The sequence below is a fragment of the Uliginosibacterium gangwonense DSM 18521 genome, assembly GCF_000373965.1.
Lineage (GTDB): Bacteria > Pseudomonadota > Gammaproteobacteria > Burkholderiales > Rhodocyclaceae > Uliginosibacterium > Uliginosibacterium gangwonense.
Genome location: NZ_KB892863.1, coordinates 202,017 through 221,723, shown reverse-complemented (window position 1 = coordinate 221,723; position 19,707 = coordinate 202,017). Strand labels below are relative to the sequence as shown.

Here is a 19,707-nt window from a genome sequence, read left to right as displayed (position 1 = left end):
GATATGACAATGATTCCAGAACTCGGGCACTTTGCGCTGGTCCTCGCTTTGTGCATTTCACTCGCACAAGCCGTACTACCGCTGCTTGGTGCATGGCACAACAACACAACCATGATGAACGTGGCACGCCCTGCCGCCTTTGCTCAATTTCTGTTCGTCGGGCTCGCTTTTCTGGTGTTGACGATTGCATTCATCCTGAAAGACTTTTCAGTGCTCTATGTCGCCAGCCACACCAGCACGCAGACGCCGCTAGCCTACCGCATCACCGCCGTATGGGGCAGCCACGAAGGCTCGCTGTTGCTCTGGGGGCTCATCCTTTCATTGTGGACCGCTGCCGTGGCACAGTTTTCACGGGCGCTACCTGAAGTATTCGTGGCACGCGTACTGGGCGTCATGGGATGCGTGAGCACTGGCTTCTTCGCCTTCCTGCTGATTGCCTCCAATCCCTTCCAGCGCCTCTTTCCGGCTGCCTTGGAAGGCGGGGATCTCAATCCCCTGCTACAAGACCCAGGCATGATCATCCACCCGCCGCTGCTCTACATGGGCTATGTCGGCTTCTCGGTCGCCTTTGCCTTTGCCATCGCCGCGCTGCTGAGTGGCCAACTTGATGCAGCCTGGGCACGGTGGACCCGCCCCTGGACCGCCGCCGCATGGATCTTCCTGACATTGGGCATTGCGATTGGCTCACGCTGGGCTTATTACGAACTGGGCTGGGGAGGCTGGTGGTTTTGGGACCCGGTTGAAAATGCTTCTTTCATGCCTTGGCTGGTGGGCACTGCGCTACTCCATTCACTGGCCGTCACCGAGAAACGCGGCGCGTTCCGCAGCTGGACCGTGCTGATGGCCATCGGCGCATTTTCGCTGTCGCTGCTAGGCACCTTCATCGTCCGATCTGGCGTACTCACATCGGTTCATGCCTTTGCCGCCGATCCGCGTCGTGGTCTCTTCATCCTGGCCCTATTGATTCTCGTCATCGGTACCTCACTCGTACTCTTCGCCTGGCGTGCCCCCAGCCTGTCCAGCGGAGGACGATTCCAGAACGTATCGCGCGAAACAGCGTTGCTGCTCAACAACGTTCTACTGCTGAGCGCCGCCGCATCGGTACTACTCGGCACACTCTACCCATTACTGGTCGATGCGCTGGGCATAGGAAAAATTTCTGTCGGCCCACCTTACTTTGAGGCGGTGTTCCTCCCCCTCATGGCGCCCGTGATCTTCTTCATGGTCATTGGCCCCCTCCTGCACTGGAAAGGCCATAAACTCTCTACCCTGCTGCCCAATCTACGGGCGCTACTGCTCATCACCGTTGTACTTGCCGCAGCACTTGCATGGATGGCTGGAGTGCCCGGCTGGAAAATGACAGTTGGCCTCGGCCTCGCCGCCTGGGTCATAGTGGTCAGCGTCCAGCAGTTACGACAACGTGTGAAAGATACCCAACGCGGTAAATGGTTCGACCGCCTGCTTGGTATTCCGCGTGGCTGGTGGGGCATGTGGCTGGCACATATGGGAATTGCCGTTTTCATACTGGGGGTGACCCTGGTACGTGGTCTGGAATCCAACATCGATGTGCAGATGCGCATTAGCGACACGGCTCATCTGGCAGGTTACGATTTCACCATGACGAACATCGAAGACTACGCGGGGCCGAACTTCGACTCGACGCGTGCGACCATCAAGATCACTCGCCACGCAAGCGAGATCGCTACACTGCAACCGGAAAAGCGCGTTTATCGCACCACAGGCACACCCATGACAGAGGCCGCCATCCATACTAATGGCATTATGGATCTATATGTTTCGATGGGCGATGAACTCGATAATTCGGCATGGATACTGCGCATCTACAGCAAACCATTTGTCTGCTGGATTTGGTTCGGTTGCCTCCTGATGGCAGCTGGCGGAGCCATTGCGGCCAGTGACCGCCGCTACCGGATGGCTCGACGCAAAACGCCCAAAGATGCATCTGCCCAACTCGCGGCAGACACTGCGAGTTAAGATGAAGGCTGAAATCGTGAAACAACCCTCGTATGGTTTCTTTTTCAGGATATGTCTCCTCCTTATCCTTTCCATGCACACGGGGTTCGCCCAGGCAACTGAAGCACGCCCCGTAGCAGACAACCCGGCGCTTGAGGCACGCGTGGACGCTCTTTCCACAGAGCTACGTTGCCTGGTATGCCAGAACCAGACGATTGCCGATTCGCAGGCTGGCTTGGCGCAGGATCTCCGCAACCAGATCCGCGAGCAACTAGCCGCTGGTCGTAGTGAGCAGGAGATCACCGATTACTTGGTACAACGCTATGGCGATTTCATTCTTTATCGTCCCCCCTATCGACCCTACACCCTGCTGCTTTGGGGTGGCCCCGCGCTACTGCTGTTCGGCGGCATTGGATGGCTGGCCTTCAGTCTGGCCAGGCAACGCCACCAACATGCCGAAGCACTGAGCAAGGAATCCCTGGATGCCGCACGTGCCCTACTCAATGCCTCGGGCACTCCAAAACAGGATCGTACATGAACATCGTTCTCTTTATTCTCGCCGCGCTGATGCTTGTTGCGGTGGCACTTACCTTCTTGATGTGGCCGCTTCTGCGTCAACGTGCGCAAGCCCGATTAACGGCATCCCAAAACGAAGCCACTTTGGCCTTATTGCGCGACCAGCAAACAGAACTGGATGCTGAGCTTGCTGCAGGACGTATTGATACCGCCACCCATCAACAGAGTTCTGAGGAAATTGCACTTCGCGCGCTAGAGGCAAGCAATACCACCTCCGCGACTGTCGCCACTCAGGGGTTTCCACGCCGATGGGCGCTGACGCTCGGCATTCTGTTGCCATGTATCGCTGCTGGCCTCTACGTAGCAACCGGAACACCCACTGCGATTACCTATCCAGCATCGGTCGCAACCATGTCGGCCGTACCTGGCGAGATGACGGGCAACGCACATACCAACCTTGAAGACATGGCAAGCAAACTCTCTGCTCGATTGGAGAAACAGCCTGACGACCTAGAAGGTTGGTTCATGCTTGGCCGCACCTATGCCTACCTTGGGCGTCATGCTGAAGCCGAAAAAATCTTCAGGAACCTGCTGCCCCGTATGCCCAACGACCCAGATCTATTGGCCGATCTGGCGGACTCTCTCGCCAGTACGCACGGCGGCAATCTTGACGAGGAACCCGCCAAACTGATTGAAAAAGCCTTACAGATTGCCCCCAATCATCTCAAGGCGCTGAACCTCTCTGCCTCACTCGCCTTCAACCGGGGACAATATGCCACCGCCGGACAACTATGGGAACGCATGCTCGCCCATATGCCGGCGGATAATCCAGATATCGAGACAATTCGTGCCAACATCAATGAAATCCGTACAAAACTCGGCCAGGAACAGCTAGCCTCGCCTGCAGTGCAACCCCTCAAAACCACGTCCAATGAAATTGCAGCGGCTTCACCCGCCAGTGCCTCCATCGGCATCAGTGGTACGATCAAACTCTCGCCAGACCTTGCCAAGCAAGTTGCTGCCGACAGTACTGTTTTCATCTTTGCTCGTTCAGGCGAAGGTGGCCCGCCACTTGCCGCAATACGCCTCAAGGTAGCGGACCTACCCGCGAAATTCGATTTCACCAACACCCCACTCATCATGTCTGAACGCCCGGTTCCTGAGAACCTCCACGTTGGTGCACGCATCTCGTCCAGCGGCAACGCAACCCCCGCTTCGGGAGATCCCGAAAGCGGAATGATCGCCGTAGAGAAAAATGCCAAAGACGTACTAATCAATATTGATCATCTGCATTCCTGATAGAAAGTAAGCATCCCCCGGCAAAGCCGGAGGCTTTAATTTGTTAGCCCCTCAAAGGGGCTGCTACATGTGCCGCCTGAAGGCGGCTATCACATGCCCAACTGCAGTTGGTCATAATGCTCGCCTTCCTTCTCTTGGTATCGGATGTAGGCTCGAACCATCTCCTCGTCCAGACCCACCGTTGAAACAAAGTGCCCTCTGGCCCAGAAATTCTCACCACCAAAATTCCTGCTTCGCCCATTGAACCGACGTGCAATCGAGATGGCACTCTTGCCTTTGATGTAATTTGCCAGGATTTTTCCTTGACGTGAAACAAGGAAACAGCCTTGCGTGCTCCCTACCCTAAGTACCGAAGGGGCCCGGAGGCAGATAAAGGATTCGCCTCCCACTACATTGGCCACCTACCTGCATTCAATGTTGAAAGTCTGGTCAAATGAAAAAAAGGCAGTTAGTCATTGTTGGCAATGGCATGGTAGGCCATCGCTATGTGGAGGAATTGGTCGACAAAGGAGGATTGACGCAGTATGAGGTCACAATCTTCTGTGCCGAGCCGCGTGTTGCCTACGACCGCGTGCACCTGTCCTCCTACTTCTCGCACCACACTGCAGAAGACCTGAGTCTGGTCAAGCAAGGTTACTACGAGAAGCACGGCATCAAGGTTTTGATCAATGAAGCGGTCAAGGCAATTGATCCTGTAACCCGCACAGTCCAATCCAACCAAGGCCGCACGTTGACTTACGACGCCCTGGTGTTGGCGACCGGCTCCTACCCTTGGGTGCCCAACATCACGGGGAGCGGCCATCACGATTGTTATGTGTATCGCACCATTGAGGATCTGGACGCCATCCAGCGCGCGGCCAAAACGGCCAAGAGTGGTGCGGTGATAGGTGGTGGTCTGCTGGGGCTGGAAGCGGCCGGGGCACTCAAGGCGCTAGGCTTGCAGACGCACGTCATTGAGTTCGCCCCCATGTTGATGGCCGAGCAGCTCGACCGCGCTGGCGGAGAACTTCTGCGGCGCCGCATCGAAGCAATGGGCGTGACAGTGCACACCAGCAAGAATACCCGTGAGATCCTGCATCACAAGGGCAAGCAAGGTGCGCATCGCCTGGAGTTTGCCGATGGCACGTCACTGGAAGTGGACGTTATCGTCTTTTCCACCGGCGTACGTCCGCAAGACACGCTGGCACGTTACTGTGGTCTGCCAGTGGCCGAACGCGGCGGTATCGCTATCGACGACCACTGCCTGACCAATGCGCCCGATGTTTATGCCATTGGAGAATGTGCAGCATGGCAAGGGCGCTTTTTCGGCTTGGTCGCCCCTGGTTACAAAATGGCCCAGATCGCCGTGGCCCACTTGCTTGGCGAAGCAGACGCGGCCTTTACGGGCGCAGACATGAGCGCCAAGCTCAAGCTGCTGGGAGTCTCTGTCGGCAGTATTGGTGACGCGCATGGCCGCACTGCGGGTAGCCATAGCTATGTGTATCTGGACGATGCCAACGGCGTGTATAAAAAGATCGTGGTGGACGCCGACAACAGCCGCCTGCTTGGCGCTGTACTGGTAGGCGATACCGAAGACTACGGCAACCTGTTGCAGATGAAGCTCAATGCAATGCCCTTGCCAGCGCATCCAGATTCGCTCATTCTACCCGCCTATGCGGGTGCCAAACCGGCGCTGGGTGTGGATGCCCTGCCCGATACAGCGCAGATCTGCTCCTGCTTCGATGTCAGCAAGGGGCGCATTGCCGAAGCGGTTGCCAAGGGCTGCCACACCGTTGCGGCAATCAAGGCTGAGACCAAAGCAGGTACAGGTTGTGGTGGCTGCGTGCCATTATTGACCCAGGTGCTGCATGCCGAACTCGCCAAGCAGGGAGTCGAAGTCAACAATCACCTGTGTGAACACTTTGCCCACAGCCGCCAGGAATTGTTCCACCTCATCCGGGTTGGCGGCCTGAAGACTTTCTCCGAGGTGCTCCAGAAACATGGCCAGGGCTATGGCTGTGAAGTGTGCAAGCCTGCCATTGGTTCTATCCTCGCCTCCTGCTGGGGAGACTTCGTGTTGCAGGACGAGCACCTACCGCTTCAGGATACCAACGATATTTTCCTGGGGAACATGCAGAAGGATGGTACCTACTCGGTCATTCCGCGCATGCCCGGTGGCGAGGTCACACCCACGGCCTTGGCTGCATTAGCCAAAGTGGCGGCGGACTACAAGCTCTACACCAAAGTAACTGGGGCCCAGCGCATCGGCCTCTTCGGTGCTCGCAAGGACGATTTACCCACTATCTGGGCGCGCCTGATTGATGCAGGCTTTGAAACAGGTCATGCCTATGCCAAAGCTCTCCGCATGGTCAAGACTTGCGTGGGCAGCACCTGGTGCCGCTATGGCGTACAGGATAGCGTGGGCCTGGGCGTAGAGCTGGAGCACCGCTACAAAGGCATCCGCTCACCGCACAAAATGAAATTTGGGGTTTCAGGCTGCACCCGTGAATGTGCCGAGGCTCAGGGCAAGGATGTCGGTATCATCGCCACAGACAAAGGCTGGAACCTGTATGTGTGTGGCAACGGCGGCATGAAACCTCGCCATGCAGATCTACTTGCTGCGGATCTGGACAAAGACACCCTCGTCCGCCTCATCGACCGTTTCCTGATGTTCTACCTGCGCACGGCAGACAAACTGCAACGTACCGCAAGCTGGCTGGACAATATGGAAGGCGGCTTGGATTACCTGAAGTCTGTGGTTGTCGAAGACAAGCTGAGCCTCGCCGCAGAACTGGAAGCCCAGATGGCGGACATCCGCGCAACCTACGTCTGCGAGTGGACTGCCACCGTGCAAGACTCCGCCAAGCAAACGCGCTTTGCCCACTTCATCAATAGCCCCAAGACCGATCCGCTGGTGCAGTTCGTGCCCGAACGCAGCCAGCACCGCCCTGCCACAATTGATGAACGCGTACCCCAATGCTGCGGATGCAAGGAGCATGTATGATGAACTGGACGACTGTTTGCAAACTTCAAGACATCGTGCCCGGCACAGGCGTATGTGCGTTGGTAGGGGACAATCAAGTTGCCATTTTCCGACCCAATAGCAGCGAACAGGTGTATGCGATAGACAATATCGATCCGTTCTTTCAAGCCAGTGTGCTCTCCCGTGGCCTGATCGTCGAGCACCAGGGCAAGCTCTGGGTTGCCAGCCCACTCAAGAAACAGCGCTTTGGCCTCAGTGACGGGGTATGCATGGAGAATATCGACCACTCCGTGCGCAGCTACCCTGCCAGAGTTCATCAGGGACAGGTGGAAGTAGCCTACTGACTCTGAACAGCCTCTAGCTGCTTCTTCTCTTCAAGAAACCGCCTCCAGCCCTTACGGGCGGAGGCTTTTGGCGTTCGCGCACAGCCATCTACGCTTGCAGATAGCATGCTCTGAAACACTATTTTTCAAACCCTCAGGAGTTGCTATCCAGACTAGTTCTTTCGAACTATAAGCCCCCTGCTTCTGGCGAATGTTGCACAGCCCGCGTCAAGCCTATGCTTGCACTGTCATGTTCGGGATCCTCCGTGCAGGGAGTGGCAAAGGCGATTCCCCAGGCGATCCGGACAATCAGCGAATTCGTATGTCCATCCAACGTTTTGTAGGAGCTGCGTAATGTCCAGTCATGTATTAAAGTCTTGGGAACCAGAAAATCCCGATTTCTGGCGCAACGGTGGCAAAGCCATTGCTACGCGCAACCTGTGGATTTCCATCCCTTGCCTGACCTTGGGTTTTGTAATTTCCGTGTTGTGGAGCATGGTGACACTCAACCTGCCAAATGCAGGCTTCACCTTCACCAAGGATCAACTGTTCCTGTTGGCGGCGCTGCCGCAACTCTCCGGTGCCACACTGCGGATCTGTTACTCCTTCATGCCTGCGTTATTCGGCGGGCGCAAATGGACGACCCTCTCCACCGCAGTTCTGCTGATTCCGGCACTGTGGCTGGGGTTTGCTGTGCAGGATACAAGCACCAGCTACCCAACGATGTTGACGATTGCCCTTCTATGCGGATTGGGTAGCGGAAATTTTGCAAGTTCCATGGCCAACATTGGCTACTTCTTCCCCGCCGCACAGAAAGGTGCGGCCAATGGTCTGAATGCCGGATTCGGCAACCTTGGCGTATCCATCGCACAGTTCCTGATTCCCTTGGCAATCACAATCCCACTGTTCGGTAGCATTGGCGGCGAAGCCCAGCACTACGTAAAGGAAGGCCTTGAAAAGAGCCTGTGGCTGCAAAATGCCGGCTTTATGTGGGTACCGCTCATTGCCCTGGCTGCTATTGCCGCGTGGTTCGGTATGAATGACATTGCCGATGCAAAGTCCTCGTTCTCCGATCAGGCCGTAATCTTCCTGCGCAAACACAACTGGGTAATGTGCTATCTCTATATCGGGACTTTCGGCAGCTTCATCGGCTTTGCGGGCGCATTTGCATTACTCACCAAAACCCTGTTCCCAGAAATCGCGGTAATGCATTACGCATTCATTGGCCCCTTGATCGGTGCCTTGATCCGCCCGGTAGGCGGCGCAATCTCGGACAAGATTGGCGGCGCACGTGTCACCTTGGGTGTATTTTTTGGCATGGTTTTAGGGGTACTGGGTGTGCTGGCCTGCCTGCCAGGAGCCCAAACAACCGGTAGTTGGCCGGGGTTCTTCGCAAGCTTCCTCCTGCTGTTTACCTGTGCCGGGCTGGGTAACGGCTCGACGTACAAGATGATTCCGACAATCTTTTCCACACTGGCACTTCGCCATCTCAAAGACAGGAATGAAGCAACAATCCGTCAAGCCAAGCTCACTGGCGCCAAAGAATCTGCCGCCGCTGCTGGTTTTATCAGTGCAATTGGCGCATATGGCGGCTATTTCATTCCTCAGAGTTTTGGTTTGTCGATGAAGGTCAGCGGTGGGCCGGAGTGGGCGCTGTATTGCTTCCTCGGCTTCTATGTTAGCTGCATTGTGATCACATGGTGGAACTACAGCCGCCGCAACGCTCCCATGCCTTGCTGAGTGACAAGGAGATAAAAGATGAGTCATTTTCTGGATCGACTGAAATTCCTCTCACGTACCAAGGAAACTTTTTCAGATGGTCATGGTGCGGTAGTCAATGAGGACCGCACATGGGAGAACGCCTATCGCGCCCGTTGGCAGCATGACAAAATAGTACGCTCCACGCATGGTGTAAATTGCACGGGTTCCTGTTCATGGAAGGTCTACGTCAAGAACGGCCTGATCACGTGGGAAACCCAACAAACCGATTACCCACGAACCCGCCCCGATCTGCCCAATCATGAGCCACGTGGCTGCCCCCGTGGCGCGTCATATAGCTGGTACGTATACTCGGCTCAACGGGTGAAATACCCGATGATTCGTGGTCGTTTGATGGAAATGTGGCGTGAGGCACGCAAAACACTTTCTCCCACCGATGCCTGGGCCTCAATCAGCCAAGACCCTGTCAAGGCTCGCCACTACAAGAGCGTGCGTGGACAAGGCGGTTTCGTGCGTGCCACGTGGGACGAAGCCAGCGAGATTATCGCCGCAGCCAATGCCTATACCATCAAGAATTATGGGCCGGACCGAGTGCTTGGCTTCTCGCCGATTCCTGCCATGTCAATGGTGAGCTATGCAGCCGGATCGCGTTACCTCTCATTGATTGGCGGCGTATGCCTGTCCTTTTATGACTGGTATTGCGACTTGCCACCGTCATCACCACAGGTATGGGGCGAGCAGACTGACGTGCCCGAATCTGCAGATTGGTACAACTCCACCTACTTGATGGTGTGGGGTTCCAACGTACCGCAGACACGTACACCAGATGCGCATTTCTACACCGAAGTGCGCTACAAAGGCACCAAAACCGTAGCCGTTTCCAGCGATTATGGTGAAATGGTCAAGTTTGGGGATATCTGGCTGGCGCCCAAGCAAGGCACAGATGCCGCGCTTGCCATGGCAATGGGGCATGTGATCCTCAAAGAATTCCATGTAGGCGGGCAATCTGCCTATTTCAAGCGATATGCCAAACAGTACACCGATCTGCCAATGCTGGTGCTGTTGAAGCCGCAGGGCGGTCATCTGGTGCCAGACTACTTCCTGCGCGCTTCGCATCTGTCCGTAGCTGAACAGGCCAACAACCCGGAATGGAAGACGCTGGTCATTGATGAGGCCAGCGGCGAATTGGTTGTACCGAACGGCAGTATCGGTTTCCGCTGGGGGGAGCAAGGCGAAAAGATCGGGCGCTGGAACCTGGAACTCAAAGATGGTAGCAACACGCACGCCATCGATCCGCGCTTGTCGCTCGTTGACGCATATGACGATCTGGCGGACGTGGGCTTCAGCTACTTCGGCGGCAAGGATGCCGACGATGTACTGGTGCGCAAGGTACCCGCCAAGCGTCTGCGCTTGGCTGATGGCAGTGAAGCACTCGTGACCACGGTGTTTGACCTGACACTCGCAAACTACGGTATAGACCGTGGCCTGGGTGGCGCAAACGTCGCCGCAAGCTATGATGAAGACATTCCTTACACCCCGGCATGGCAGGAAAAGCACACTGGCGTGAAAGCACATCTGGTGATCCAGGTGGCCCGCGAGTTCGCCCAGAATGCCGACACCACGCAAGGCAAGAGCATGGTGATCGTTGGAGCTGCACTCAACCACTGGTATCACAATGACATGATCTATCGTGGCATCATCAACATGCTGATGATGTGCGGCTGTGTCGGTCAGAGTGGGGGCGGCTGGGCGCATTATGTGGGGCAGGAAAAGCTGCGCCCGCAAACCGGCTGGGTTCCCCTCGCGTTTGCCACCGACTGGGTACGCCCGCCACGCCAGATGAATGGCACTTCGTTTTTCTACAACCATACCAGCCAATGGCGACATGAGAAGCTGGCAGTCGATGAAATCCTCTCGCCCACCGCAGAGGCTTCCAAATACGACCAGATGGCGCTTCTCGACATGAACGCGAAGGCCGAACGTCTGGGCTGGCTGCCCTCTGCCCCGCAGTTGGAAACCAATCCACTCGACATCGTGGCGCAGGCCGAAGCCAAGGGCCTGGACCCGATCAAGCACGCGGTAGATGAGATCAAAGCCGGACGCGTCAATTTCTCCTGTGACGACCCGGAAAACCCCAAGAACTTCCCGCGCAACCTGTTTGTATGGCGTTCGAATATTCTGGGTAGCTCCGGCAAGGGCCACGAATACTTCCTCAAGTATTTGCTCGGTACGCAGAATGCATTGTTCAGCGACGAGGATGACGCCATCAAACCCAGCGAGGTGAAGGTACGCGAAGCGGTTGAAGGCAAGCTGGATCTACTCACGGTGCTGGACTTCCGTATGTCCACCACCTGCCTGTATGGTGACATCGTGTTGCCATCGGCCACGTGGTACGAGAAGGACGATCTGAACACTTCCGACATGCACCCCTTCATTCATCCCTTGTCGGAAGCGGTACAACCCTTGTGGCAATCGAAGAGCGATTGGGAAATCTACAAGACCATCGCCAAGAAGTTTTCCGAGATTGCCGGCCCCTACCTTGGAACACGCAAGGATCTGGTGCTCACTCCCCTGATGCACGACACCCCAGGAGAACTCGGCCAACCCTTCGAACCCAAAGACTGGAAGCATGGCGAGTGCGAACCCATCCCTGGCAAGACCATGCCGCAGATGACGGTAGTGGAACGCAATTACGCCGACATCTACAAGAAATTCACCTCAGTCGGCCCCCTGCTGGAAAAAGCTGGCAACGGTGGCAAAGGGATCGGCTGGAACACCCAGAAGGAAGTCCAGGAACTGGGCGAACTCAATAAACCGGTTACTGAAGCGGGCGTAAGCCAGGGGCGGCCAAAGCTGGAAACTGCTATCGACGCCGCAGAAATGATTTTGACATTGGCACCAGAAACCAACGGGCATGTTGCCGTCAAAGCCTGGGAGGCGCTGGGCAAAATCACCGGACGCAATCACACGCATCTGGCCGAGGGGCGCGACCATGACAAGATCCGTTTCCGCGATGTGCAGGCGCAGCCGCGCAAGATCATCTCGTCACCAACCTGGTCGGGGCTTGAGTCCGAAGAGGTTAGCTACAACGCGGGCTACACCAACGTGCATGAACTCATCCCATGGCGCACCCTGACGGGACGGCAGCAGTTCTACCAGGATCACCGCTGGATGCTCGACTTCGGTGAGGGTCTGTGTGTCTACAAACCCGCCATCAATACCCGCACGATTGATGCAGTACGTGGCAAGGAGAGCAGCGGTCAGCATGAACTGGTACTCAACTGGATCACGCCGCACCAGAAGTGGGGTATCCATTCCACCTATACGGATAACCTGCGCATGCTTACACTTTCGCGTGGTGGCCCGCATGTATGGATATCGGAAACCGAAGCCAAGCAAGCAGGCATCCGCGACAACGATTGGGTAGAAGTGTTCAACGTCAACGGCACGCTGACAGCACGTGTGGTTGTCAGCCAACGTGTGCCAGTTGGGATGTGCCTGATGTACCACGCCCAAGAAAAAATCGTGAACGTGCCGGGCGCCGAGACCTCTGGTAAACGCGGTGGCATCCACAACAGCGTGACGCGCACTGTGACCAAGCCAACCCATATGATCGGCGGATATGCTCAACTGGCGTATGGCTTCAACTACTACGGCACGGTAGGCAGCAACCGCGACGAATATGTTCTGGTACGCAAGATGAATAAGGTTGATTGGCTCGAAGGCCGCCTTGAGGAAGGGGAACAAGCATGAAGATCCGCGCACAAGTGGCCATGGTGCTCAACCTCGACAAGTGCATCGGCTGCCATACCTGTTCTGTAACCTGTAAAAACGTGTGGACCAGCCGCGATGGGGTTGAGTACGCATGGTTCAACAACGTAGAAACCAAACCCGGCATCGGTTTCCCCAAAGAATGGGAGAACCAGGAGAAATGGCGCGGTGGCTGGGTTCGCCGTAGCGACGGCAAGCTCGAACCCCGCCAGGGTGGCAAGATGAAAATTCTTGCCAACATCTTTGCCAATCCCAATCTGCCGGAGATTGACGACTACTACGAGCCATTCACCTACGACTACGAGCATCTGCAGAATGCGCCGCTATCGCAAACGCCGCCCACTGCACGCCCGGTGTCTGCAATCACCGGTCAAAAGATGGAGAAGATCGAATGGGGCCCGAACTGGGAAGATGATCTAGGCGGCGAGTTTGAATCACGCAGCCGGGATCAGCTCTTCAATGACATCCAGAAGGAGATGTACTCGACTTTCGAGAACACCTTCATGATGTATCTGCCGCGTCTGTGTGAGCACTGCCTGAACCCGACCTGTGTCGCCAGTTGCCCGTCCGGCTCTGTCTACAAACGCGAAGACGATGGGATCGTGCTGGTTGACCAGGACAAATGCCGTGGTTGGCGCATGTGCATTTCAGGCTGCCCATACAAGAAAATCTATTACAACTGGAAATCCGGCAAAGCAGAGAAATGCACATTCTGCTACCCACGCCTTGAAGCCGGGCAACCAACCGTATGTTCCGAAACATGCGTGGGGCGCATTCGTTACCTGGGTGTCATGCTCTACGATGCAGACATGATCGAATCCGCTGCCGCAGTGGAAAACGAGCAAGATCTATATGAAGCCCAGCTCAAGGTTTTCCTTGACCCCAACGACCCGAAAGTGATCGAAGAGGCTCGCCGTCAAGGAATACCGGAAAGCTGGCTGGACGCTGCCAAGAAGTCGCCCGTGTGGAAGATGGCAATGGAGTGGAAGGTTGCCTTCCCTTTACATCCGGAATATCGCACGCTACCAATGGTGTGGTACATCCCCCCACTCTCCCCAATCCAGGGGCGCGCTGAGGCCGGGCAACTCGGTATGAACGGGATCATTCCGGATACCAAACAGTTGCGTATTCCAGTGAAGTATCTTGCCAACCTGCTCACGGCAGGCAAAGAGGCGCCTGTGATCTCGGCACTTGACCGTATGCTCGCCATGCGTGCCTACAAACGTAGCGAGGTGGTGGATAAGGCGCCCAATACATCTGTTCTCCAGCAAGTAGGCCTGACTGCAGCGCAAGTCGAAGAGATGTACCAGGTCATGGCAATTGCCAATTATGAAGACCGCTTTGTCATCCCCAGTTCGCACAAGGAAATGGTGGAAGACAGCTTCAATGAAAAGGGCAGTTGCGGCTTTACCTTTGGCAATGGTTGCTCAGGCGGCACATCAGAAGGCACCCTGTTCGGCAACCGCAAGCATGGCAGCGACATTTTTGTAGACATGCCCAAGTCACGCCGCAAAGCAAAGGGAGGATAAGCTCATGAGTCACAGCCAAATTTCCCCTGTCACTCTGCGCACCCTCTCTGCCTTGCTCACCTATCCTGAACAAGACTTGCTGGACGCGCTGGACGAACTCCAACTTGCAGTGCCCGAGGAGCACGCCTTGCCGCTCCTCGGATTGTTCACCTACCTGCGCACGCACGACCTGGTGCGCTTGCAGGAGAACTACGTCGATACATTCGATCGAAATCCTTCGCACTCACTGCATCTATTCGAACACATCCATGGTGAATCGCGGGATCGAGGGCAAGCCATGGTCGATCTGCTTGAAGAGTATCGATGTGATGGATTCGAGCCAACCACCACGGAGTTACCGGACTATGTGCCGTTGTTTCTTGAATTCCTGAGCGTGGTAACACCGGAACGTGCCCAAGGCCTGCTTGATGACGCCATCCATGTGCTGGCGGCTGTCGGAGGGAACCTGAGCAAAAATGGCAGCCCGTATGCATTGGTCTTCAATGTTGTGCAAGGCATGAGTGGCGTGGTGCCTGTGCCATTGGCATCTCCACCTGTACGCGACATGGACGAGGCACTGGAAGTTTTCGGCACGGGGGCAGATGGAGTCGAACCGCTCCTCAAACCGCAAACCACCCATACCCTTCAGTTCCATGCCCAGCGCCCGCCTGCCACGGCACGAATCTGAGTGCATTTCGACAAAGGATATATGTCATGAGCACATTGCACTATTTCGTTTTTTCGATCTACCCGTATATCGCCCTGTCAATTTTCCTGCTCGGCAGCTTGGTGCGTTTTGAGCGAGAGCAGTACACTTGGCGGAGCGAATCCTCGCAACTGCTCAAGCGTGGCAATCTGCGCGTGGGCAGCATTTGTTTCCACTTAGGCATTATCAGTCTGTTCGCAACCCATATGGTGGGCTTGCTCACACCGCCAGAGGTGTACCATGCCTTTGGGCTGACGACCGAGGCCAAGCAGATGATGGCTATCGTGGGCGGGGCGGGCCTCGGCGCTTTGTGTCTGGCCGGGCTGTTGATCCTGCTCCATCGCCGTTTCACCGAGCCACGCATCCGTGCAGTAACCAGCACTGGCGACAAGGTCTTGCTGCTGTGGTTGCTGACTACACTGCTGCTGGGCTTGGCGAGTATTTTTGTGTCCTTAGGCCACCTCGACGGTCATGTCATGACCCTGCTCGGGGCCTGGGCACAGCACATCGTCACTTTCCGCAGTGGGGCAGCTGAAATCATTGTGGATGTCCCCTTTATCTACCAGATACACATGTTCATGGGCATGACCCTATTCGTCATCTTCCCATTCAGCCGTCTTGTGCATGTGTGGAGCGGATTTGGTAGCGCCACTTACTTGACGAGGGCTTGGCAGCTCGTGCGCCCACGCTAAAACAAGGCTGTTTGTACCGTATACAGCGGCAGCGGGGATCGATTTGTATAAAATAGATCCCCGCTGCCGCTGTTTTGCCAATCAGATGAAAGGATCGATGCAACATGAAAGTACAGGTCTTGCAACACGTACCATTTGAAGACCTTGGTTGCATTGCGACATGGCTTGCCGGGCGCCATGCCCAAATAGACTACGTCCGCTTTCACCAAGGGCAGATTCCCCCTGCCGGAGATTTCCCTGATCTGGTCATTGCATTGGGCGGGCCGATGAGTGTGAATGACGAAGCGCAGTTCCCCTGGCTGAAGGGCGAGAAACACCATGTGCGCGCCCTGCTCTCCGCCCAAGTCCCTATGCTGGGCATCTGCCTTGGCGCACAGCTTATTGCCAGTGCGATGGGTAAGAAGGTTTATCCTGCGCCTGAACGTGAGATTGGCTGGTTTCCCATCCAAGGTTGTGGTAACAGTGATGCAGCTCTAAAATTTTCATTCCCGGCCACCCTCAATGTGTTTCACTGGCACGGTGAGACCTTCGATTTGCCTGCTGGCGCGCAACGTATTGCCCGTAGCGCAGTTTGTGAAAATCAAGCCTTCCAGCTTGGTCGCCGATGCATCGGCGTACAGTTTCACCTTGAGACAACACGGCAATCCATGCTGAGCATGCTGGAGAACTGTGCGGAAGACTTGCACCCAACTGGAAAGCATGTGCAGACACGGGAGGTGATTGAGACTGCCGATGATGCATGCTATGCCAAAGTCAATCGCGTCATGGGCTCTCTTTTGGATTATCTCGTCGAGCCCTCTATTTGATATGCCCTTATGACAAAGTCCGAGGAAAAAATCTCTGGCACATATGGTCCGTTAGCAGATATGCAGCGGCACAGCATCTCATTCCGGATTGTGACGGTTTCCCTGCTCGCGCTGGCAATTGCCTTGGCGATGATTGGCGGCACGCTCTGGCTATCCTGGCAATTAGAAGGTGGAGCGGCGGCAATCAACGATGCCGGCAGCCTGCGTATGCGCTCTTACCGTCTCGCGCTGTCGATGCAGATTCAGCCTCTAGATGCGAAACGGATTGATTCCGAAATCCAGTCGCTTGAAAAGACCTTGTATTCCCTGCACCGGGGAGACCCTGCCCGTCCCCTAGTTTTGCCTAGCGAGCTGGGCATCCGCAAGCAATATGGCTTGGTACTTCGTCTCTGGGATGAGCATTTACGCCCTCTTGCCGAGCATGCAGCCAAAGGCGACAGCCATGCGGCAGCTGCCTTTGGTGAGCAGGTCAATGCTTTTGTCGCCCAGATTGACATCCTTGTTTCTGCCGTCGAACACGATAACGCGCATAAAACGGGCCTACTACGCTTGTCACAGGCAGTGCTGATTGCCATTGCCATCATAGGCACGGTGGCCATGATCTACCTGCAGTATCTCTGGATCATCCGCCCGGTGGCCAGTTTACAGGCGGGCATCGCCAATCTGGCTACCCGGCGTTTCGATGTGCGCATCCCGGTCGAAACCGACGATGAATTTGGCGAGTTGGCACAGGGCTTTAATGCCATGGCCGAAGAATTACAGACGCTCTACCGTGGTCTGGAACAGCGCGTTCGTGACAAAACCGCCCAACTCGAAGCACAAAACCGAGAGCTTGCCATACTCTATGAGATGGCGGCCTTCCTGTCCCACCCCAGCTCGGTTGAAGCCCAGTGCCGAGGTTTCTTGCAGCGCATCCTGGCGCGCTTTCACGCAGATGGCGGCAGCTTGCGGATTCTGGACCAGGGCGACCAGCAACTGAATCTGGTGGTTTCTGAGAACCTTGCGCCAGAGGTCTTGCAAAGCGAACAGTGCCGCAAAGCCCATGACTGCTTGTGCGGTGAATCAACGCGCACGGGTGTTGCTGTGCTGCGGGATTTGCGCAATACCCCCAGACACAGAATCCTACCTTGCAACGAAGCCGGATTTTCCCAGATCGCAGCTTTCCGCATTGCCTCACCACAGGCTGCGCTGGGTTCGTTTACATTGCATTTCCAGCAGGCCTACCCAATCAGTGCAGCAGAAATGAAGTTGCTTGAAACCCTGGGGCAGCAATTTGGAACGGCCCTGGAAAATACCCGGCTGATGAAGCATGAACGCCTGCTTGCCGTCTCCGAAGAACGCAACCTAGTGGCCCAAGGATTACACGACAGTTTGGCACAAAGCCTCAACTTCCTGAATTTACAGGTTCAGATGCTGGAGAAAGCGCTTGTGCGTACTCCGCATGGCGAAGCCGAAAAAATTCTGCCTCTGCTACGCACAGGGGTGCAGGAAAGCTATAACGATGTACGCGAGTTGCTGGCGAACTTCCGAACCCGTTTGGAAAATCTAAACATCAAGCAGGTTTTGCAAGCTGCAACCCGGCGCTTTTACGAGCAGAGCGGCATTGAGGTTGAGTTTGAATACAGCGGGGAAGGCCCTACCCTATCGGATGAACAAAAACTACAACTGCTGTTCATCCTTCAGGAAGCGCTCTCGAATATTCGCAAACATGCGCAAACCCATAGCGCCCAAGTCCTGGTGCGTAACGATAGCGATTTCTATATGGAAATCAGCGACCAAGGGGTCGGATTCGATGCGGCGCCCCTCCCACAGCAATCCAATGCGGCCAGACAGGTCGGGTTGCACATCATGCAGGAACGCGCAGATCGGATTGGTTGCCAACTCACCATTGCATCCACCCGTGGAGTTGGTACCCGGATTGCTGTATTGTTGCGAGCCGCATCTCGTCAAACAGCCTGACGAGAAATAAGGACACTGCATGAGCGAGAAACTGAAAATCCTGCTTGTTGATGACCATGTACTATTTCGTTCAGGCATCCGGCTATTGCTACAAGGCGAAGCTGATTTTGCAATTGTTGGCGAGGCAGCCGATGGCTTGGAAGCCGTCAAATGCGCCCACCAACTCAAGCCTGATATCGTCTTGCTGGATCTCAACCTTCCAGGCCTGTCTGGCCTGGAAGCGCTACGCTTGATCAAAGAAGACACGCCAGAATGTGCTGTGATGATGCTCACCGTCTCGGAAGACGCGCTGGAGTTGGCCTGTGCCCTGCGGGGCGGGGCTGATGGCTATGTCCTGAAAAATGCCGAAGCCAGTTATCTCGTCGATGCAATGCGCAAGGTAGTGCGTGGAGAATCAGTGGTATCCCCTGACCTTGTTGGCAAGCTGGTCGGGCAGCTGCGGGAAGGCAGCAAACTCCCCGTGGCAACACCTGGTCCAAGCATGCTGACCCCACGCGAAAAAGAGGTCGTGCAGTGCCTCACGCGGGGCGAGAGCAACAAGGTCATCGCCCGTAACCTGAATCTGTCTGAGAGTACCGTCAAGATTCACGTACAGAATATCCTCAAGAAACTCGGCTTGAGTAGCCGTGTGCAGATCGCCATCTACGCGCTTGAGCAAGGCTGGGCAGCTACACCGGATTCGCAAGCCTAAGCCAAACAGGCAATCACTTACGCAAGTAAGTGCAAGTTGGCCCAAGTCTTGCTCAAAGTAGTCTGTCTATCGTCCGATCTGCCTTGGCCTTTGCTAGATGCTCAAAGTTCTTGTTATTGATGAAATCCAGGAACGCGCACTCGAAATCTGCGAGGGGCTTACTCGCGCCGGCCACATGGTTGCCGCAGTGCTGCCCGACGCCTTCGACCTGCACAGCAAAGTACAAAACCTACAACCGGATGTGGTACTGATCAATACAGATTCGCCCAGTCGGGATACGCTTGAGAACCTTGCCACACTGGATCGCAGCATGCCCCGCCCGGTGCTGATGTTCTCCGAAGATGATACTGACGATGTCATCCGCCAAGCGATGCGAGCCGGGGTATCCTCCTATGTGGTAGATGGCCTCTCCGCTGAGCGTTTGCAACCGCTGATCAAAGTAGCCACCGCCCGCTTCGACGAGTACCAGTCACTACGCCAAGAGCGAGACGAAGCTCAACGTAGGCTCTCAGAGCGTTCTGCCGTAGAAAAGGCCAAGGGCCTGCTCATGAAATCTCGGGGCTTGAGTGAAGACGATGCCTACCGAGCCTTGCGCAAAATGGCTATGGAGCATAGCCGTAAAATTGGCGAAGTGGCAGAGCAAATCATTGCTGCAGCCAACTTATTGCTTGGCTGAAGGGCTGACTACAATCTTCTGCAAAATGGCTGTTGAGTCAAAAACCATTCACCAACAATGGAATTTGATACAGATCAAATTGGTGCATGCAGCACCATTTGCGCA

General features: G+C 55.6%; 14 protein-coding genes and 1 pseudogene. 14 read left to right on the top strand and 1 reads right to left on the bottom strand.

The annotated features are described in order from the left end of the window. The first annotated feature begins 9 nt into the window (after positions 1–9). The 3 genes from B145_RS0117195 to ccmI are packed head-to-tail and all read left to right on the top strand — an operon-like array spanning position 10 to position 3,789. Positions 10–1,995, top strand: coding sequence for a heme lyase CcmF/NrfE family subunit (locus B145_RS0117195; RefSeq protein ID WP_018609002.1), 1,986 nt, complete (start codon positions 10–12; stop codon positions 1,993–1,995). A 16-nt stretch (positions 1,996–2,011) separates the two neighbouring features. Next, positions 2,012–2,512, top strand: a complete 501-nt coding sequence (locus B145_RS0117190; RefSeq protein ID WP_026259240.1) for a cytochrome c-type biogenesis protein CcmH — start codon at positions 2,012–2,014, stop codon at positions 2,510–2,512. Further along, on the top strand, positions 2,509–3,789 hold the full coding sequence (gene ccmI / locus B145_RS0117185) for a c-type cytochrome biogenesis protein CcmI (protein WP_018609000.1): 1,281 nt from the start codon (positions 2,509–2,511) through the stop codon (positions 3,787–3,789). Before B145_RS0117190 ends, ccmI begins: the two co-directional genes overlap by 4 nt. A gap of 89 nt (positions 3,790–3,878) precedes the next feature. Here the strand turns inward: ccmI and B145_RS26085 are convergent. Further along, positions 3,879–4,073, bottom strand: a pseudogene (locus tag B145_RS26085) (transposase); the annotation flags it as partial. A gap of 149 nt (positions 4,074–4,222) precedes the next feature. Between B145_RS26085 and nirB the strand changes: the two are divergent. From nirB to B145_RS0117125, 11 genes are all read left to right on the top strand, one after another. Beyond that, a complete protein-coding gene (gene nirB / locus B145_RS0117175; RefSeq protein WP_018608998.1) occupies positions 4,223–6,772 on the top strand; it encodes a nitrite reductase large subunit NirB in 2,550 nt (849 codons plus the stop codon). Then, a complete protein-coding gene (gene nirD, locus B145_RS0117170; RefSeq protein ID WP_026259239.1) occupies positions 6,769–7,095 on the top strand; it encodes a nitrite reductase small subunit NirD in 327 nt (108 codons plus the stop codon). The genes nirB and nirD overlap by 4 nt, the downstream gene beginning before the upstream one ends. 333 nt (positions 7,096–7,428) lie before the next feature. Beyond that, positions 7,429–8,814, top strand: coding sequence for a NarK family nitrate/nitrite MFS transporter (locus tag B145_RS0117165; RefSeq protein ID WP_018608996.1), 1,386 nt, complete (start codon positions 7,429–7,431; stop codon positions 8,812–8,814). A gap of 18 nt (positions 8,815–8,832) precedes the next feature. Further along, the gene (locus B145_RS0117160; RefSeq protein ID WP_018608995.1) at positions 8,833–12,546 is read left to right on the top strand and encodes a nitrate reductase subunit alpha; all 3,714 of its coding nucleotides are present in this window, start codon (positions 8,833–8,835) and stop codon (positions 12,544–12,546) included. Beyond that, a complete protein-coding gene (gene narH, locus B145_RS0117155; RefSeq protein WP_018608994.1) occupies positions 12,543–14,093 on the top strand; it encodes a nitrate reductase subunit beta in 1,551 nt (516 codons plus the stop codon). Before B145_RS0117160 ends, narH begins: the two co-directional genes overlap by 4 nt. Positions 14,094–14,097: 4 nt before the next feature. After that, positions 14,098–14,760: a nitrate reductase molybdenum cofactor assembly chaperone gene (narJ, locus tag B145_RS0117150; protein WP_018608993.1), complete on the top strand. Its 663-nt coding sequence runs from the start codon at positions 14,098–14,100 to the stop codon at positions 14,758–14,760. 26 nt (positions 14,761–14,786) lie between these two features. Beyond that, a complete protein-coding gene (gene narI, locus B145_RS0117145; protein WP_018608992.1) occupies positions 14,787–15,470 on the top strand; it encodes a respiratory nitrate reductase subunit gamma in 684 nt (227 codons plus the stop codon). Between the two features lie 104 nt (positions 15,471–15,574). Further along, positions 15,575–16,276 (top strand): type 1 glutamine amidotransferase, encoded by a 702-nt coding sequence (locus B145_RS0117140; RefSeq protein WP_018608991.1) that lies wholly within the window; start codon positions 15,575–15,577, stop codon positions 16,274–16,276. A 9-nt stretch (positions 16,277–16,285) separates the two neighbouring features. After that, the gene (locus B145_RS0117135) at positions 16,286–18,235 is read left to right on the top strand and encodes a type IV pili methyl-accepting chemotaxis transducer N-terminal domain-containing protein (RefSeq protein WP_211209861.1); all 1,950 of its coding nucleotides are present in this window, start codon (positions 16,286–16,288) and stop codon (positions 18,233–18,235) included. A 19-nt stretch (positions 18,236–18,254) separates the two neighbouring features. Then, positions 18,255–18,926, top strand: a complete 672-nt coding sequence (locus B145_RS0117130) for a response regulator (protein ID WP_018608989.1) — start codon at positions 18,255–18,257, stop codon at positions 18,924–18,926. 97 nt (positions 18,927–19,023) lie between these two features. Beyond that, the gene (locus B145_RS0117125) at positions 19,024–19,602 is read left to right on the top strand and encodes an ANTAR domain-containing response regulator (RefSeq protein WP_018608988.1); all 579 of its coding nucleotides are present in this window, start codon (positions 19,024–19,026) and stop codon (positions 19,600–19,602) included. Positions 19,603–19,707: the final 105 nt, after the last annotated feature.

What these genes read in the sequence shown, in the direction of transcription:
- B145_RS0117165 (WP_018608996.1), top strand. Translation starts at nt 7,429, where the DNA reads ATGTCCAGTCATGTATTAAAGTCTTGGGAACCAGAAAATCCCGATTTC.
- B145_RS0117160 (WP_018608995.1), top strand. Translation starts at nt 8,833, where the DNA reads ATGAGTCATTTTCTGGATCGACTGAAATTCCTCTCACGTACCAAGGAA.
- narJ (WP_018608993.1), top strand. Translation starts at nt 14,098, where the DNA reads ATGAGTCACAGCCAAATTTCCCCTGTCACTCTGCGCACCCTCTCTGCC.
- B145_RS0117125 (WP_018608988.1), top strand. Translation starts at nt 19,024, where the DNA reads ATGCTCAAAGTTCTTGTTATTGATGAAATCCAGGAACGCGCACTCGAA.
- narI (WP_018608992.1), top strand. Translation starts at nt 14,787, where the DNA reads ATGAGCACATTGCACTATTTCGTTTTTTCGATCTACCCGTATATCGCC.
- B145_RS0117195 (WP_018609002.1), top strand. Translation starts at nt 10, where the DNA reads ATGATTCCAGAACTCGGGCACTTTGCGCTGGTCCTCGCTTTGTGCATT.
- B145_RS0117135 (WP_211209861.1), top strand. Translation starts at nt 16,286, where the DNA reads ATGACAAAGTCCGAGGAAAAAATCTCTGGCACATATGGTCCGTTAGCA.
- narH (WP_018608994.1), top strand. Translation starts at nt 12,543, where the DNA reads ATGAAGATCCGCGCACAAGTGGCCATGGTGCTCAACCTCGACAAGTGC.
- ccmI (WP_018609000.1), top strand. Translation starts at nt 2,509, where the DNA reads ATGAACATCGTTCTCTTTATTCTCGCCGCGCTGATGCTTGTTGCGGTG.
- B145_RS0117130 (WP_018608989.1), top strand. Translation starts at nt 18,255, where the DNA reads ATGAGCGAGAAACTGAAAATCCTGCTTGTTGATGACCATGTACTATTT.
- B145_RS0117140 (WP_018608991.1), top strand. Translation starts at nt 15,575, where the DNA reads ATGAAAGTACAGGTCTTGCAACACGTACCATTTGAAGACCTTGGTTGC.
- nirD (WP_026259239.1), top strand. Translation starts at nt 6,769, where the DNA reads ATGATGAACTGGACGACTGTTTGCAAACTTCAAGACATCGTGCCCGGC.
- nirB (WP_018608998.1), top strand. Translation starts at nt 4,223, where the DNA reads ATGAAAAAAAGGCAGTTAGTCATTGTTGGCAATGGCATGGTAGGCCAT.